Source organism: Deltaproteobacteria bacterium GWA2_45_12 (assembly GCA_001797365.1).
GTDB lineage: Bacteria > UBA10199 > UBA10199 > UBA10199 > UBA10199 > UBA10199.
Map to the genome: position 1 here is coordinate 1 of MGPH01000060.1, position 15,735 is coordinate 15,735.

Here is a 15,735-nt window from a genome sequence, read left to right on the forward strand (position 1 = left end):
GGAGTTTGAAGCCATTTATTGGAAAACAAAAACTAACGACTGCAACCCCCATCTCAACTTCTGACGCCAACTCTCCAGTTGACGGGGCGCAGTCCATCTCGAACCATCTAACTAAATTTTTCAGAAGCTCTTAAGAAAAAAAACCTTTCTCATTTTTAGAGGCATTTCATAAATTCCCATTCTGAGAATATAAATTATTTGTAAGATACTGTTTTAAAACAATAAAATGGGGGCTTTTTTGGCATTTAACTTGCTTATGAACTAAAGGCGTAGCTATTTATGAAAAACTTCTTAAAAAACATATTTCAGAACAAGCTTAACTACTTTACAGGACTAAAAGTTTTATTCGTGATTTTTTTGACCGGCTGTGGAGGGGACGGAGCTTCAACAAGCTTTCCTCCCAATCAATTAGAAAACCAAAGTGTAAGTAATTTAGCCAGACCCCCGGAAAGTTCGTTTGCAACTTCACCTCTTTACCAGGGAGTTATTATTGTGGGAGCGGGCAGCTTGCAAGGAGAGGCTTCATCATCCCAATACAAGGCAAAAAGCCCCTCTTTAGAATTTGGAAAAGAAAGAATCGTTCATGCAAAAAATCCTTAAATATAAAAAGTGGATTCTCACTTTCATACTGAGCATCTTCATAAACGGGCTTACATTTTTTTCAGCGTGGGCTGATAAAGATTCATTTCCTGTGCAAGGCTTTATTGTGGACAAAGATACGGAAACTCCCCTTGAGGGAAGTTTTGAAGTCACCTTTAATTTCTATGATGGATGCGATTCATCCAACCCTATTTTCAGCGTTATCGAAGATCTCCCCTTCACCGCAGGAATCTTTGCAGCCAAAGTTCTTTTTTCACCGTCCCAGGTGACCATGATTGATAACTCTGAAAAACTGTGCTTGGGCACCCAAATTGGGGATGACGATGAATTAAGCCCGCGTCTTGAATTTTTTTCAACACCCTATGCCAAGGTGGCTGACCGTGCCGATTTAGCCGACTTTGCCAATGTAGCCGGCACAGCCCTTAGCTTATCTGATTCCGCGCTGGGGCAAGGGCTTGTTTCAAGCAATGGCGTCATCACATTAAATACCTCCAACTCAATGAATTGGACCGGCAATCAAAACTATGCATCTCAAGTTCTCATCACCAAACCTCCGCTTTCAGATCAGCCGGCAAGCGCCTCACTTCGTGTTAATGCCGCTTCCGAAGGTGCGAATAATGGCAGTTTGTTTTTGCTACAAGAAGCGGGAGCTGACCGTTTTAAAGTGGACAAAGAAGGAGATGTTACCATTGGGGGCACCCTTACCGTGACAGGAGGGATTCAAGGCGCAGGAGACATTAACAGCGTCACCGCAGGAAATGGGTTAAACGGCGGAGGAAATGATGGGGATGTCACTCTTTCCTTAAATGAAGCCCTAAATCCCACATGGACGGGAAACCATCTTTTCCAAGCAGACGTGAATTTTGAATCAAATGCTCAATTTTCCTTCAACAACAACGAAAATCTTTCAGTCAATGCCTCGGTTTTATCCGATACCGATGTCAACATGATCTCGGGAATCATGACCCACAATTTTAACGATACCACCACACAACGCCTTTTATTTTTGCAAAACGCCGACGATGCCCAGCCGGCTTTTGGAAACATGGAAGCCCTTATGGCTCTTGATAATGCCGACGTTAACGAAAGTGTTGACAATGCCATCCAGATCTCTTCAAGCGGAGGTTCGGGTTTTACCAATTTCTTGGATACTTCCACTATTGACATTACCGGCTTGGGAGGAATTGCAGGAATTACTTCCATGAACTTTGATAACGTCTCCGGCTTAACCAATTGTACCGCTTTGGAAACCGATAATTTAGGAAATGTTCAGTGCGGCAGTGCCGGCACAGGAGACATTACAGGCATCGCCACTTCCGCTGGAAGTGGTTTAAGCGGTGGAGCCAACTCAGGAGAGGTGGATCTTCAGGTCAATGTAGACAATACAAGCATTGAGGTCAGCGGCAACGCACTACGCATCAAAGATAGCGGTGTCACAGATTCCAAGATCAACACTGTTTCTGCAGGCAAGATTACCGGAACAATCAATGCCGATAATTTACCGGATGATGCAAACACCTCTTCTCTTTTGTTTGCCGGTGGGGCCAATGGCAACCCAACCTATCGTTTGATTACCGATGATGACATCCCAAACAATATCACTGTTAATTTGGCAGCGCAGGCGACAAGTTTAGGTGCGAATGGATCTAATTGTTCGGAGGGTGAATTGGCTGCCGGTGTAAATGCCAGCGGTGCAGCCGAAGACTGTACTCCCGTTGTTTCAGAAATAGAAGAAGAAGGAAGTTCGTTACCCTCGCAAACAACACTTAATTTTTTGGGTGAAGCCGTCACCGCCAGCAACAATCCGGGAAATGATTCAACAGATATTATTGTCAACGCCCCCGTCATCAAAAATAGGAATTTTAATACCGTTGACGTCACCAATTCCGTTGCTGAAACCGTTATTTATTCTTATGAAGTTCCCGCAAATCTCCTGCAAACCTCAAGTGGATTGCATGTTTCTCTGGCAGGCACTTACCTTAATAATACAGCGGCCAACAGAACAATGCGCATCCGGATCAAGTTAGGGGGAGTTACTCTTTACGATGACACATCCGGTAATATCGCCACTTCAGCAACCCGAAGAGTCTTTAATTTTGACATCAATCTTTTCAATACAGGATCCACCGATAACCAGAAACTCTTTGGCCGGATGCTCGTGGGCCCGGTTGGTACCCCTGCGGTAGGTCGGGGAGATTTAAGTTCAGCAGCAGCGATTATCAATGCCCCTATTTATGCCACAGGAAGCGTTGGCACTTTATCGGAACAAACTCTTTATGTGACGGTGGTTCACAGTGCCGCCCATGCCAACTTAAGCCTTACAAAGGAAATCGCGCTTGCGGAATTCATTCCTTAAAACATTTTTCCAACAAAACATTTTTTAAATAATCAATTTATTATGATGAACATCATAATGCCCCCTATGGCATTCCCCCTATTAAACTTGCTTGATTTTTAGTCCCGTTTTAGTACATGTAAAAAAACAAGGAGAGTTTTATATGAAACAAAAAATAATCACCTTTTTAATCTTAACCCTTTTTATTGCTGCCCCCCTTAAGGTCTTTAGTGCCGACCCAACAGCCGGGCAAGCCAAATACCAGATGTTTTGCGTAACCTGCCATGGCGCTTCAGGAATGGGGGATGGGCCAGGTGCTGTAGCCTTAAATCCAAAACCGAGAAATTTAAAAATTACAACAAAAACCGATGCTGAAATGAAAAACGTCATCAAGAATGGTGGAGCCGCTGCCGGCCTTGCGGTTACAATGCCTGCCTGGGGAGCCATGATTCCCGATGCCGACATTGATAATATTATCGCCTATATTCGTAGCTTGAAATAATTTCTCTATGGAGCATCGGCTTCATGGCCGATTCTCCATCATTTCACAAACGATATCAAAATGGGTTTTCAGTACGGGTTGAACAGACAGGCGGGATCCTTTCTTGGTCACCATCATTGCCTTTAATTTTGGATTCTTTTTTATATCCTCTAAGGAAACAAATTTTTTGAATTTTTTCACAAAGGCAAGATCGACCATGAACCATGTGGGGTCTTCAGGGTTAGATGTCGGATCAAAATGCTTGTCCCGATGGTCCCAGGCGGTAAAATCAGGGTAACCCTCCCTGCAAATCTTTGCCAAACCAGCGATACCGGAAGGATCGGCATTGGAATGATAAAAGAGAACAAGATCCCCCTTCTTCATCTGATCCCGCATAAAATTACGGGCCTGGTAATTGCGAACCCCACTCCAAAAAGTTTTCTTATCCCGGGCCAAATCGTCAATGGAATAGCTGGTAGGTTCTGATTTCATGAGCCAGTATTGCATATTTTTTCGTTACTCGCGGACTCGCGTATTACGAGCCACGAGCCCTCGAGCAACGTGAAATTATTCCTCCGGTTTCCATTCCCCAAAATGCGCCAAATAATCATAGAAAAATCCTTCTTCTTTTTGTTTTCTTTCTAATATTTCCTTGGCGGCAAGAACTAGTTCCTGCTCCCTTTCCAGGGTTATCTCCCCAATCATCACGCGTGTACGCAAAAAAACAAAATAAGTGTCCATGGCATCACCCAAACAATAATCTTCGATACGAAATAATTCCCCCTGTTCAAAAAGTTCCTGAACCATGTCTCCCTTCACATTTATTTTACCGGGCTTGCCCAAGAGTTTTGAAAACATGTTCAACCCGCCCATGAAGCGGATCGCTCCGTGATTGGTTAAAAAATCGTGCAAATCAATGTGATGTTCATCATTAAACCGATAACGCGCCCCAAATTTGACAAAATGTTTTTTATGAATGGTAAGCCCCAACTGAAAGGCCCATAGTTCCATCAAACGGATGTCATAACCCTTGCCATTAAAATCAACCAAACAGGGTTGTTTGGCATAAACATCCCAAAAAGCAGTAACTAAAGATCTTACTGTGCGAGGCACATCTCCCAAAAGCCCGACACGTGAAATAGAAAAATCCTCAGCAACGGCCACAGCCGCAATGCACACGGGCTTATGAAAAGACGGATTCACAAAAGTGCGATCTTCTTTAAGCAATTCTTGCAGATGCTTTTGATAAGCTTCTTCATCACTTAAATTTTCAGCGGGAAAAAGGACTTTATTAAGGAGGGGTTTATTTATGACTGATTCAATGTCATAAACAAGATATTTAAAAGTATTCATAAGTTGAAATGACTAATATAGGAATAAAAGAATAACAATTTCTTTATGTGCCAAAGTACGGATGTACGGATGTTATTAAAGCATTCTTAAACATCAGCACTTCAGCACGGCCGTACATCCGCACAATACCCCCCCAATGTTTCTTGACTCAAAACACAATTTAAGCAAAATAAACCCTTCCCATTACACATGGAAAAAATATTTCTAATTGCTTTCAATATCATTCTTGTCTCTGCCGCTTTTTATCTTTTTTCAAAACGGAGTCTCTTAAGTTATGTTTCTGGAGGTAAATGGTGGCTCACTTGGCTGTCAATAGGGGTCATTTGCCTCATGGATGAATTGACCAGTATTTTTTACGCGCCAAGTGAAGCTTGGCGTTCCCTTGGATTTGCGGCCATCATCTTCATTCCTCTCACAAGCATTTTTATCCGCTACCTGACTACACGCATGGTGGAGATTGCTGAAATTCTGGATGCACATAATCTCAAGGGAGGTGGGGTTTATAATTTTTCCTATCTTGTGCTTGGGCCTGTTATTTCCTTTGTGGCCGTCGCTTCCATTTTCATTGTTTATGTACTGACAGCCGCCATTTCAGCCGTAAGTGCCGTAGAAAATGCCTCCTCTTATTTAAATATGGCTCCGACAGTCAAAATAGGTCTGGAAATCGGAATTATTTGGCTGGTGGCTATCTTAAACATATCCGGAATCCACAACAATGCACGTGTCACTTTTATCATTTTTCTCTTCACAATGGTTGTTTTCCTGAATTTGATTGTTGCGAGCTTTTTTAATTTTTCAGCTTTAAACTGGGATACCATCAGTCAAAGCGCCATTACAACATTTTCAACAACCACGAATCATGGCTTTTTTAATGGGTTTTTCTACCTGGTAGCCGGCCTTTCCAGTTGCATCCTCGCCTATTCAGGAGTTGAATCCGTTCTCCAGACAGCAACTCTGGTTGAAAGCTGGCGCGCAATAGCCAAGTCCTATCTTTTTTTGTCATTGTCAGTTGGCATCATCACCCCGCTTGTCACAGTGCTCGTCCTTTCTACACCTGGCATTGATTTTTCAGCCCATCAAACCGACTTAATCGTCCATTATGCCAACTTTAGTTTTGGTCCCGTGTTTGCCGTATTCGTCATTATTGTGGCTAGCCTTACCCTTCTTATGGCTATCAATACGGCATTTGTAGCTGGAAGCGAACTCATCGAACGCGTATCCCATCGTTACAATTTTAACTGGATTATCAAACCAAACCGATTGGCTTCTCTTTACCGCGTCCATATTGGAAGTGCCATTTTCTTTTCACTGGTTGTCATCTTTACACAGGGCAAACAACACTCTCTGGCTCATATGTATGCCATTGGACTGTTGGCATCATTTATGATTCAACTGATGTCTCTCCTGATTTATCGTTATGCCAAAGGAACCAAGGAAGTTCTTTCTTATAATGTAAGCCGGACAGGAACTTTTTTTCTTTTTATTTTCATTACAAGTTCATTCATTTATTTGTCTTACCATCGTCCTGAAGGTTTTTTTCTGTGGTTTGCCACAACAATTGCTTTTTTATTGATAGGGATTTATGGGACAAAAAGACGTGCTCCTGAATTGAGGGAAGTCAAACGCGGCGAAACACCCATGGATCTTATTTTTTATATCGCCGAATCGGATGAAAAAAACGTGCACATCCATTTCAAGCGTCCTTTTGACACTCCCCAGGAAAAAACTTATGATCGGGCTGTTTTCATCACTTTTTATTCCCCACGACAACCCATTCCTGACCGCAGTGGGGAAAGTCATTTCCGCATTCCCTTCAAACGAGCCAACATTCATCACAATACCTTGGCTATATTGGAACTTCTGCAATACGAACTTCCCGATAAAAACATCACCGTTCATTTCGGATGGCCCACTTCGTCGTGGTTTGACCGTATTTCCATTGGCGTCATGGTTTTCCAGTTGCTGCACCTTCCAAAAATGTTCCCTAAAATCAATTTCAAGATAGAAAATTTCAAGATGCACTAACGCACGATCTTCTCGACGATTTATTTTATGTGCGTTATATAAACGGTCTATGTCTCTTGCCGGAAAAACATTTCTTATCACAGGCGCCACGGGGGGCATGGGGCGCGCCGTAACCCAAGCTCTTCTTGAAAAAAAAGCCCATGTCATTCTTGTTTCAAAAGATGAGAAAAAGCTTTTAGATCTAAAACGAGAATTAAATACCCGATTTCCCCAATCCGCCATCACGGTTCGTGCCTGTGATGTTTCCCAAACACAAGAAGTGAATCAATCGATTCATGAAATTTTAAAAGAACACCCTTCCCTCGACGGTCTGGTGACTTTAGCCGGTTACAACAAGAATTATGCCGAAATCAGCGAATGGCTTCCCAGCCCCCATCACATTCAGACTTTGGAAAACATCATCCAGACGGATTTGTTGGGAACTGCCCGTTTTGTTTTCCATCTTGAACCGCTCTTTAGGGCCCGGAAAAAGGGAATCATTATTTCCATGGCCGCCATTACCGTGCTTGAAACCTGGGCCCAGGATCTTCTGTTTCAAATGGCCAAGGCGGGCGTAAAAAAAATGGTTGAGTCCATCGCGGCCCAGCATGCACGCGATGGGGTCACTGGCGTTTCCATCTTCGGCTTGGCACCGGGAAACGTGTTTAACCCAACCACTTACGGGGGCATGACGGCATCCCGACGCCTTCAGGCAGATGCCGAGGGTTGGCTTGATTCAAAAATGCATATCGCTCCCATCCTAGAAGGTCTATTGTCCGAAAAACTAAAAATAAAAAGTGGGACGACTTTGAGGCTTAATCTGGAAAATGTCGCCAAATTGTTTTGCGAAATGAATATGGATTATGTCCCTTTTACTCCTCCGGAAAACAGGTAAATCATCATGGGATACAAAAATCTTCAGCAATGCGTCATTGATCTAGAAAAACACAAACAGCTCGTCCGCATAAAAAATGAGATTGATCCCCACCTTGAAGCAGGGATGATTCAACGCCGCGTCTTCCAGGCCGGTGGCCCCGCCCTTTTATTTGAAAATGTCAAAGGAACCCCCTTTCCCATGTTGGCCAATTTGTTTGGGACCATGGAACGCACACGTTTTTTATTTCGTGACACACTGGATACTGTGGGGGAATTCATCCGGCTTAAAATTGACCCTTCCCTGGCCTTGAAAAAACCGTGGCGTTTGGGAGGGCTTGCCTTAAAGGGGCTTCACTTAAAACCTAAAATGGTGCGTTTTGGGCCGGTCATGGAATGCGAAACCACTTTAAGCCAGCTTCCCCAACTTGTCAGCTGGCCCAAGGATGGCGGGGCTTTCATCACACTTCCGCAAGTTTATACGGAATCAGTCAAAAATCCCGGCTGGATGCATTCAAACCTTGGCATGTACCGGGTTCAAGTTTCAGGGAACCAATACAAACCCGATGAAGAGCTGGGGCTGCATTATCAAATTCATCGGGGCATTGGAGTGCATCACGATGAGGCTATCAAGGCAAATCAGCCATTTCGGGTGAATATTTTTGTGGGTGGATCCCCGTCCATGACTTTGGCCGCGGTGATGCCCCTGCCTGAAGGAATGCCCGAGATCACCTTTGCCGGGCTTTTGTCAGGACAGCGCATTCCGTTGATTGAATCGGAACATCACCTTCCCCTTTATGCTGAAGCAGACTTCTGTATTACCGGCACCGTTATTCCCAATAAACTTCTCCCTGAAGGTCCCTTTGGAGATCACTTGGGTTATTACAGTTTGCAACACAATTATCCCGTGCTTCGGGTTGAAAAAGTTTTTCATCGAAAAAATGCCATCTGGCCCTTTACAACGGTGGGTCGCCCCCCCCAGGAAGACACCCATTTCGGAGCTTTCATTCACGAACTCACCGGTCCACTCATCCCACACGTACTTCCGGGGGTTAAAGAAGTTCATGCGGTAGACGCTGCCGGTGTACACCCCTTGCTTTTAGCCATTGGCAGTGAACGCTACACCCCTTATTTGAAGGAAAAACGTCCGCAAGAAATCTTAACCCAGGCCAATGCCATCTTGGGCCAGGGGCAGCTTTCGTTGGCCAAATATCTTTTCATGACAGCTCATGAAGATAATCCTGCCCTTTCCTGCCATGATATTCTGGCTTACTTCACTCACTTCTTAAAAATTGTGGATTGGTCCCGCGATATTCATTTTCAAACATGCACGACCATCGACACACTCGATTATTCGGGGTTTGCTTTAAACGAAGGGTCAAAAGTGGTTTTAGCGGCTCACGGCCCTTTTCTTCGTGAGCTGACAAACAAGATTCCTGAAAACTTGAAACTACCGGATCCTTTTAAAAACCCGCGCATCGGCATGCCCGGAATTTTGGTGATCGAAGGGCCAAAAATAATTGAAAAACAACATGGAAATCGATCTGAAATACTCAAATTATGTAATGACCTCTCCTCCCATGAAGCGGCGTCCCTTATCAAACTTCCATTGATTATTGTGGTCGATGATAGTTCTTTTACTGCCCGTAATCTTAATAACCTATTGTGGACCACTTTCATCCGTTCCAATCCAGCTTCTGATATTTACGGAATCGATTCTTTTACTGAAAACAAGCACTGGGGTTGCCGGGGAAGCCTTGTTATTGATGCCCGCCTAAAACCCCAACAGCCCCCCCCTTTGGAAGAAGATCCTCTCGTTCAAAAAAAGGTGGATACCATGGGAGCCCCTGGCGGCCCGCTCCATGGGATTATTTAGCCCAAAACAACAGAAGGAACCTCAAGGAACTTCGAAAAAAAATTCATCCCTTTTTTAAGTTTTTGACTTGAAAACTTGGTTTTCGCATGAGACAACGCGCTAGTTTTAAGGGCCCTTAGCTCAGTTGGTTAGAGCGGCCGGCTCATAACCGGTTGGTCCCAGGTTCAAGTCCTGGAGGGCCCACAAGGTACCAGGTTTCCGCCAAAGGCGGACCCGCCTCTGGCGGGCAAGTCCTGGAGGGCCCACAAACCTAGCTGACTACCGTTTTCAAAAAAGCCTTCACCAACAAATAGACGCTCAAGAACTTTTCCTTTAGTCCCAAGGGGGCCTTTGTTATTAAATGCCCTTCCCGATACACAGCCACCGGTTTTTCCAAAACATGGATGTCAGCAAAGGGATCACCCAAAACAACAACCATATCCGCTTTGCGCCCCACCTGAATGGAACCTGCCTGGTTTTCAATTCCCAAAAAACGGGCGGCATTTTGGGTCAACATGTTTAAAACATCCTTGTTTGAAAGCCCGGCCTTTTTTAATTCCCTTATCTCTTCAAACGAATTGAATGCTGTATTAAAACAAAAAGGGGCATCAGTCCCAAAAGCAAAAGGAATGCCGGCTTCTTTCCACGCCTGAATGTTCTTCTGCAAGATACGGTGCTTTTGTTGGGCAAGATTCTTTTTGATCCCCTCTTCATCAACTAAAGAGGAAGGAAAAGAATCGCCCGAGTTTTTGTAATCGTTTAAATAAAGCTGCCACTGATCCCACTGTTTTTTAGAAACTTGATCCCTCCATCCGTACATTTGATCCAAATCATTTTCAGGAACATCCCATGCGTTTTTCCAAACCCACACTGTGGGAATCACCGGCATGTTTTTTTGGGCCATGGCATTCAAGGTTTTTTCATCCAAAAGCTCATGGCTTCCATGAAGGATGCCATCCGCATTTGAACCAAGAGCCAAGGCATACCCCTGACGTGTCAAAGCGTGGGCAAAAAATTTTTTACCTTGATGATGAACTTGATCGATGAAACTTTTTAAGTTTTCTTCTGAATAAAAAGGAAGTTCCTTTCCCCCAAAGCTTACTTCCTGCATCCCCATTTTAATATAATCCACCTGCCATCGTTTCAAATCATCTAAAAGCCGGGGGTCATTGATAAAACGCACAGCCCCCACTTTCTTTGCTTCGCTAGGAATCCAGTTTTCCGGATACCCTCCGGGAATAGTCACAATGGGACCGGCAATCAAAAGCCGTGGGCCAAGATCCACCCTTTTTGAAAATAATGTTTTATAAGAAACGACTAGATCGGGCCAACTGCCCATATCAGCGACTGTCGTAAATCCGGATTGTAAAACTTGCCGGGCATTTGTCAGCGGCGTGGTGGGAACAAAACCTTTCCCGGGTTTGCATGAAGGAGGGTTAAGCAAATGGATATGGGCATTAATCAATCCAGGGATAAGAACCCCTGATTGGTAATGGACAACAGGGTCGGTTGGTAAAGCCGGAAGGTTTTGAGCAATGACATCAATGATACCCTGGGAATTTACATGAATGGAAACTGTTTGAACCTGGGCTGAAACCCCATCCCAAACAGGCATCGGGGCCATCCAGAATGAAGTTAAAGTTTTAGGTGAGGAACAGGATGATAAAAGTCCAATTACTATTAATAATAATGTGGACCTAAATGAAGGGTGCATGGTTCGAGAGCCTCACCATGTCCGTGAAACTATCCATCACCAATCCACAAAACTTTTGAGTTTCTTGGAACGACTGGGATGGCGCAATTTGCGAAGGGCCTTGGCTTCAATTTGGCGAATACGTTCACGAGTCACCGAAAAATCACGTCCCACTTCTTCAAGAGTGTGGTCGGAACGTTCCCCGATACCAAAACGCATGCGCAATACTTTTTCTTCACGGGGAGTAAGGGTGGACAAAACCATTTTGGTTTGATCTCCCAAATTAAAATTGATGGCGGCATCCCCCGGGCTGGCAATGGATTTGTCTTCGATAAAATCACCCAAGTGGGAGTCTTCCTCTTCACCAATGGGGGTTTCAAGAGAGATGGGTTCCTTGGCAATGCGCAAAACCTTACGGACTTTTTCCAGTGGCATTTCCATTTTTTCGGCAATTTCTTCCGGTGTGGGTTCGCGTCCTTTTTCCTGAACCAGATAACGCGAGGTACGGACAAGCTTGTTGATGGTTTCGATCATGTGAACGGGAATACGAATGGTGCGAGCCTGGTCGGCAATGGCGCGTGTAATGGCCTGGCGAATCCACCATGTGGCATAAGTGGAAAATTTATAACCACGACGATACTCAAATTTATCAACCGCTTTCATCAAACCGATGTTTCCTTCCTGAATCAGATCCAGAAACTGCAATCCACGGTTGGTGTATTTTTTGGCGATGCTGACCACCAAACGCAAATTGGCTTCAACCAAATCACCCTTGGCACGATCGGCTTCCGATTCCGAATAACGCATTTCACGATAAGTGCGTTTAAGCTCGGAAACATTGGCCTCGTAACCGTTTTCAATCTTGCGCATCAACTTGGCCGCTTCCTGGATCTTTTCACATTGCTCCATCACTTCCTGCTTGCCAAGCTTGGACTGTTGCACAATTTTACGCTGCAAATAGGGCGATGTCTTGATTTTCTTGGCAATGGGAACAGCTTCGTCGGCTTCAAGGTCAAGTTTTAAGCGGATATGGGTGATCGTTTTTTCATAGCCTTCCACTTCTTCGATCACATCTTTCAAGCGATTAATGATGCTGTTGATGGTGTCGCGATTCATGTTGATTTCGCGCAACAAACTGATCATCTTTGACTGGCATTCCAGCTTCTTCTCATCCAAAACCTTTTTATTGGCTTCACGTAATCTCTGGCTTCGTGATTTCAAATCGAATTTTTTATATTCCTTCATGTGGGCCATGACCTGCCCCACCAGCTTTAAAATACGCACACGGTGACCTTCTTCCATGTGGGTGGTATCCACACCTGCTTCATGGGCTGCTTCCATTTCATCTAATTCTTTAATGACATCAAAGACCCGGATGTGGCCTTTATGCAACTTGGTATGAAGATCTTCAATGCTCTGACGTCCCACAGCAGAGGCAAGAATAATCTGCAAGACATGGTCTTCCCACTTTTCAATACGCTTGGCGATAAGGACTTCGCCTTCGCGTGTTAAAAGCGGTACCTGCCCCATTTTCCTTAAATAGAGCCTGACTGGGTCATTGGACCTGACACTGGTATCAACTTCAGCCACGACCTCTTCACCATCATCATCATCCTTGGCATCTTTTTTGGTTCCGTCATCGTCTTTTTTCTTTTGTTTGGCGTCATCTTCAGACTCAACAACCTCGATATTTAATTCGTCAAAAACGGCTAATACTTCATCTAAAGACTGGGCTGAGACAAGATGGGAAGGCAGGGCACTGTTGATATCATCAAAAGTAAGAAACCCTTTTTCCTTTCCCTTGTCGATAAGGGTCTGGATATCTTTGCGATCGATGGATTTCTCTTTTTCTTTTGTTGCAGGTTTAGCCATGAAAAAATTACCTCTTAAAAAATTAGACCGCTGTTGGTTCTCCCAAACTTTTCAAGGTACGCACCACCTCTGTCTTTTGGGACAAAAGCTGGTTTAAAAGCTGGGGATCCTTTTTTATTTCAGCCAGATGAATTTCGCCTGTCAGTGTTTGAAGGTGCCCCTTTAATCTTTGAATCTTCATGCGATAGAGACAATCCTGAACCATTTGCAAAACCTCATTTTCAGGAACATCAAACAAATCACTTAAAGCCAAACCCGATAGAATACGCGCCTTATCATCGGCTGCATCGCTTAAAAGTTGCTTCCAGGAAAGCCCCGCCCCACTCCGGTAAAACGTCACCGACTTCTGGAACAAATCTCTTATAAAACCATCTTCAATATTTTGAAATACGTCTTCGTTTAATGTGTCATCAATAAGTTGGGGATAGGTGACATAAAGCCCGAACAGAATTCTTTCAAGTGAAATTTTTTCCTGTTTTTCCACTTTTGAAAAACCCCTTGTTCGGGAAGGGTTTTCGGATCGTTTTAATGTCGAGAGAAAATCTGAATTTGACCCCAAAAAATGAGCCAATTTCGTTTTATAGGCCTGGCGTTCCACCGTGGATGAAAGCTGGTCAATAAAAGGAATAATTTTTTCGACCTGCTCCGCTTTTTGAGAGGGTGTTGTGCCTCCTTGCGAAAGGTGGTGAATGACAAGCCAATCCATGGCCATGGGGGCTTCACTCACAAGTTTGGTCATGGCGGCACTTCCATGACGACGCACAAACGAGTCCGGATCTTCACCCGGCGGCAACATGACCACACGCGGATGATGCCCTTCAGCTAACAAGATGGGCAAAGCCCGCATGAAAGCCTTAAATCCTGCCGCATCCCCATCAAACATCAAAATGAAACGATCGACAAAGCGGGCCAGAAATTGCACCTGCATCTGGGTGAGGGCTGTCCCTAAGGGGGCCACTGCATTGGTTAAGCCCTCCTGATGAAGCCTGATGACATCCACATTGCCTTCAACCAGAATAAGTTCCCTTGTTTTACGCAAAGCTTCCTTGGCCTGAAAAAGTCCGTAAACCACACTTCCCTTGTGATAAATGGGGGATTCAGCCGAGTTGATGTATTTTGGCTCCTCATTTTCTTTTGAGTCATTCAAGCGCCGGCCACTAAACCCGAGAACACGACCTTCGCTATCGATAATGGGAAACATGAGGCGATGACGAAAAAAATCATAAGTCGACGAGCCATCCTTGCGGGCCCTCACAAGACCCAATTTTAAGGCGGCCTCAAGAGGCACGTTTTTGCTTTTTAAAAATTGGGAGAGCCCATCCCAAGCGTCTGTTGACGAACCCAGCATGAATTTTTGGATGGTCTCCGGGCTAATATCCCGTTTGGCCAAATAAGTACTGGCCTGTCTTCCCTGGGAAGTTTTAAAAATTTCGGCAAAATACCAAGCCGCATAACGGTTGATTTTGTAAAAAATATCTTTTTCTTTATGTTGGGAAGAGATTCCCTCTTCGGTTTTCAAAATAATACCCACCCTCTGAGCCAATTTTTGGGCGGCTTCAGGGAAAGTGAGATTTTCCAGCTTCATCAAAAACTTGAAGGCATTCCCCCCTTCGGCACAACCAAAGCAATGGAATATCCCCTTGGAAGGGCTCACCATGAAGGACGGAGTTTTTTCCTGATGAAAGGGGCACAGGCCTTTAAAGTCTTTGCCTGCCTTTTTAAGGACAAGATAATCCCCGATAAGGCTTGCAATATCGATACGCTGCAAAATTTCGTCGAGGGTTTCTTGGGGAATAAGTGATGCCACTTTAAAAATCCTTTACTACAATTTAGAAAGCATGGTTCGACGAAGCTCACCATGTCCAATACAGGACACCCTGCCTGCCCGCCTCTGGAGGGAGCTCCGTCCCGCATACGGGATCCCGCTACGCGGTGATCGAAGGGTCACTCGCTATTCTATGATATGGACCCTACAATATTTCCGCCAAACGTGCCAGCCCGCGACTTTGAGCAATTTCTTTGGCGGTCTGGCCATTTTGGTCGCGCACAGAAAGATCACCGCCTTTGAAAACAAGTTTTTGCGCCAAACTTATTTTTTCATCTTCACTGGCCTGGTCACGATAGGTCACTAATAAAATCAAGACCGTACGTCCGAGCAAATCTTTTAAATTAACCTCGGCTCCCGATGTTAAAAGAGCGTCAACGAGTTCCGGGCTTTTGAATAAAACAGCCTCCATCCGGGTGATTCTTGTAAACCCATTCAGATAATTTTTTAGAGTCATCATCTTCAACCATCATGAATTCCACTCCACCAAGCAGATAAAGCTTAAATCCATGGACGCCCAACCAAGTTCCGCCAATAAGAAAGGCAAAAAGGGTGAAAGCTTTTAAAGGATGAATCTTACAAAAGCTTAAAAAATCATTAAAACGGGAGAAAACACCAAACACAAATGTAAGGACAACAAAAAAGAGTGCACTCAACAAAATCCCGCCCCATTCTTTGGGAGGTATTATGGGTGTCATTCCCCTAAACTTAACGGCTAAATTTAAATCAAAAAAATTGTTCAAGCCACCCATCCCAAAAATATAAAAAGCCGCCATCAAAGAAAAAACGGCACATAGATTCCAGAAAACCTGAAAAAATGATTTTTTTGAATGGGGTGACATAG

The 15,735-nt window shown here is 44.3% G+C and carries 13 protein-coding genes and 1 tRNA gene; 7 read left to right on the plus strand and 7 right to left on the minus strand.

Annotation, left to right across the window (positions count from 1 at the left end):
* Window positions 1–279 precede the first annotated feature (279 nt).
* The 3 genes from A2048_00640 (at window position 280) to A2048_00650 (ending at window position 3,437) form a co-directional block, all read left to right on the plus strand.
* Window positions 280–600, plus strand: a complete 321-nt coding sequence (locus A2048_00640) for a hypothetical protein (GenBank protein ID OGP07662.1) — start codon at window positions 280–282, stop codon at window positions 598–600.
* Window positions 584–2,956, plus strand: coding sequence for a hypothetical protein (locus A2048_00645; GenBank protein ID OGP07663.1), 2,373 nt, complete (start codon window positions 584–586; stop codon window positions 2,954–2,956). Before A2048_00640 ends, A2048_00645 begins: the two co-directional genes overlap by 17 nt.
* Before the next feature lie 142 nt (window positions 2,957–3,098).
* Window positions 3,099–3,437: a hypothetical protein gene (locus A2048_00650; protein OGP07664.1), complete on the plus strand. Its 339-nt coding sequence runs from the start codon at window positions 3,099–3,101 to the stop codon at window positions 3,435–3,437.
* 21 nt (window positions 3,438–3,458) lie between these two features.
* Here the strand turns inward: A2048_00650 and A2048_00655 are convergent, their stop codons facing one another.
* Together A2048_00655 and A2048_00660 are read right to left on the minus strand one after the other, a co-directional pair.
* Window positions 3,459–3,923 carry an EVE domain-containing protein gene (locus A2048_00655; GenBank protein ID OGP07665.1) on the minus strand — a complete coding sequence of 155 codons (465 nt, stop codon included), beginning with the start codon at window positions 3,921–3,923 and terminating at the stop codon, window positions 3,459–3,461.
* A gap of 60 nt (window positions 3,924–3,983) precedes the next feature.
* Window positions 3,984–4,769, minus strand: coding sequence for a hypothetical protein (locus A2048_00660; protein OGP07666.1), 786 nt, complete (start codon window positions 4,767–4,769; stop codon window positions 3,984–3,986).
* A 189-nt stretch (window positions 4,770–4,958) separates the two neighbouring features.
* On the opposite strand from A2048_00660, the gene A2048_00665 reads away from it, so the two are divergent.
* The 4 genes from A2048_00665 to A2048_00680 all read left to right on the plus strand — a co-directional run bounded on the left by A2048_00665 (window position 4,959) and on the right by A2048_00680 (window position 9,708).
* On the plus strand, window positions 4,959–6,794 hold the full coding sequence (locus tag A2048_00665; GenBank protein OGP07667.1) for a hypothetical protein: 1,836 nt from the start codon (window positions 4,959–4,961) through the stop codon (window positions 6,792–6,794).
* 49 nt (window positions 6,795–6,843) lie between these two features.
* Window positions 6,844–7,668: a hypothetical protein gene (locus tag A2048_00670; protein OGP07668.1), complete on the plus strand. Its 825-nt coding sequence runs from the start codon at window positions 6,844–6,846 to the stop codon at window positions 7,666–7,668.
* A 6-nt stretch (window positions 7,669–7,674) separates the two neighbouring features.
* Window positions 7,675–9,522, plus strand: coding sequence for a 3-octaprenyl-4-hydroxybenzoate carboxy-lyase (locus tag A2048_00675; protein OGP07669.1), 1,848 nt, complete (start codon window positions 7,675–7,677; stop codon window positions 9,520–9,522).
* Between the two features lie 109 nt (window positions 9,523–9,631).
* Window positions 9,632–9,708, plus strand: a tRNA-Met gene (locus A2048_00680).
* 64 nt (window positions 9,709–9,772) lie between these two features.
* Here the strand turns inward: A2048_00680 and A2048_00685 are convergent.
* The 5 genes from A2048_00685 to A2048_00705 form a co-directional block, all read right to left on the minus strand.
* Window positions 9,773–11,125, minus strand: a complete 1,353-nt coding sequence (locus A2048_00685) for a hypothetical protein (protein ID OGP07670.1) — start codon at window positions 11,123–11,125, stop codon at window positions 9,773–9,775.
* Between the two features lie 126 nt (window positions 11,126–11,251).
* Window positions 11,252–13,066 (minus strand): RNA polymerase sigma factor RpoD, encoded by a 1,815-nt coding sequence (locus tag A2048_00690; protein OGP07671.1) that lies wholly within the window; start codon window positions 13,064–13,066, stop codon window positions 11,252–11,254.
* Between the two features lie 22 nt (window positions 13,067–13,088).
* A complete protein-coding gene (locus A2048_00695) occupies window positions 13,089–14,873 on the minus strand; it encodes a DNA primase (protein ID OGP07672.1) in 1,785 nt (594 codons plus the stop codon).
* Between the two features lie 163 nt (window positions 14,874–15,036).
* Window positions 15,037–15,303 (minus strand): hypothetical protein, encoded by a 267-nt coding sequence (locus A2048_00700; protein OGP07673.1) that lies wholly within the window; start codon window positions 15,301–15,303, stop codon window positions 15,037–15,039.
* Window positions 15,266–15,733 (minus strand): hypothetical protein, encoded by a 468-nt coding sequence (locus A2048_00705; protein ID OGP07674.1) that lies wholly within the window; start codon window positions 15,731–15,733, stop codon window positions 15,266–15,268. Before A2048_00705 ends, A2048_00700 begins: the two co-directional genes overlap by 38 nt.
* Window positions 15,734–15,735: the final 2 nt, after the last annotated feature.